Annotated in this window: 2 protein-coding genes; one reads left to right on the top strand and one right to left on the bottom strand. The window is 61.2% G+C overall.

Annotated features, from left to right (window positions below):
- Positions 1 to 79: 79 nt before the first annotated feature.
- On the bottom strand, positions 80 to 1,135 hold the full coding sequence (locus tag AC1DVA_RS28090) for an ABC transporter ATP-binding protein (RefSeq protein WP_265055117.1): 1,056 nt from the start codon (positions 1,133 to 1,135) through the stop codon (positions 80 to 82).
- Between the two features lie 141 nt (positions 1,136 to 1,276).
- On the opposite strand from AC1DVA_RS28090, the gene AC1DVA_RS28095 reads away from it, so the two are divergent.
- On the top strand, positions 1,277 to 1,836 hold a 560-nt coding region (locus AC1DVA_RS28095; RefSeq protein WP_476808083.1), incomplete at its 3' end, for a TetR/AcrR family transcriptional regulator.

Below are 1,836 nucleotides of genomic sequence, written 5' to 3' on the forward strand. Positions count from 1 at the left end.
CTGCCGTGCTGGCCCCGATGCCGAACGCTCGCCTAGTCATCTTGGTCATGACAATTCCCTCTGATATTGTTGATTGTTATCAAGCGGTAAGTGCGACGAGGTCGGCGGTGTCGAGGTCGAAGCCGACCCTGACACCGGCCGGCCGCATCTCCTGCCCCGGTCGGCGCGGCTCGATCGCGGAAATCTCCTTATCCGCGTCAGTCAGCAGCACGTAACGCACGGAGTTGCCGAAGAAGACTGTCTCTTTCAGGCGGGCCGGGTGGGCGCCGCCGCCACCATGGCGAACCCGAACGAGCTCCGGCCGGATCGAAACGAATTCCGCGCCCGAGAGATGGGCGATATCGCCCTGGATGAGGCCAAGGCCTTCCAGGGTCATGCCGCCATTCTCGGCACGCTCCACCATCAGCAAATTATTCGCGCCGACGAATTCGGCCACAAAGCGCGAGCGCGGCCGGTCGTAGAGCTCCTCAGGCGGCCCGACCTGCAAGACGCGTCCCTTGTCCATCACCGCCACCCGGTCTGACAGCGTCAGCGCCTCGCCCTGGTCATGGGTAACGTAGATGACCGTGCATCCGATCTGGCGTTGATAGGCCTTGATCTCGAGCTGGAGCGTCTCGCGCAGCTTCAGGTCGAGGGCCCCGAGCGGCTCGTCCATCAGGAGCACGCGGGGCTCGAACACCACAGCGCGGGCAAAGGCGACCCGTTGCCGCTGGCCGCCCGAGAGCTCGTGCGGCATGCGATCGGCGAGGGCGTCCATCCGCACCATCGCGAGCGCCTTCTCCGAACGGCGCCGGGCTTCGGCGCGCGGAACACCGCGCATTTCAAGGGGGAATGAAACGTTGCGAATGACGCTTCGATGCGGGAACAGCGAATAGCTCTGGAACACCATGCCGATCTGACGCTTCTCGGTCGGCAGGCTGGTGATCGACACGCCGTCGATCAGGATCTCGCCGCTGTCGATGTCGGTGAAGCCGGCCAAGGCGTTGAGCGCGGTGGTCTTTCCCGAGCCGCTGGCGCCGAGCAGGGTCATGAATTCCCCGCGCCCGACATGCATCGAGAAATTCTCTAGCGCGACGAACTTCCCATAGGACTTCCGCACGTTCCGAAAGTCGATCGTCGCACCGGTAGAACTCATCTATTGCGGCTCCTATCGCGGCTATGCGATAAAACTGACGACGATGTCATTTTTTGTCAAGCGTCTTTGGCGGGTGCGATTTGCGCTCCGGCCGGCCGCCCTGATACAAGCGAAATGCGCGGGAAAAACGAGGTTGATTCCTTGAGCGTCGAAGAATTCGATTATGTCTCCTACCTTGAGAAGCGTCTGGCGGCAGCTCACGGCGAAAAGAAAATAATTCGTACCGAGATACAGATTGAGATCGCGACCGCGAAATTGCTTCGTGAGAAGAATTACCATGCGATAACGGTCAATCTGATCGCCAATACGGCGGGAGTCGCGCACGGAACGTTTTACCGTTATTTCACGGACAAGCGCAGCGTCGTCGCCAAGACGATAGCAGATTATTTCAGGTTCGTGCGCGCTTCGCGCCTGCCGATTCCGCGAGACGCTTCGCAGTTCGAGGCCATTCATCAGGCCAATCTGCATTATGTCGAGTGTTTCCGCCGCAATGTCGGGCTGATGCGCTGTCACTTCCGGCTGAAGGACGAGGACGAGGTCATCGCGGAGGTGGGCCGGCATGCGGACGCCGCCATGGTGGACCGCGTCATCGACCGGCTGAGGCGCGAAGGCGAGTTCGATCGCTGGGACCCGGCACGGCTGCGCCTGACGATCTTCTGCCTGATCGGCATGGTCGACGAACTCCTGCTCAAGATCTACAG

It is taken from the genome of Allobosea sp. P4_C6, from assembly GCF_056402015.1.

What these genes read in the sequence shown, in the direction of transcription:
- AC1DVA_RS28090 (WP_265055117.1), bottom strand. Translation starts at nt 1,135, where the DNA reads ATGAGTTCTACCGGTGCGACGATCGACTTTCGGAACGTGCGGAAGTCC.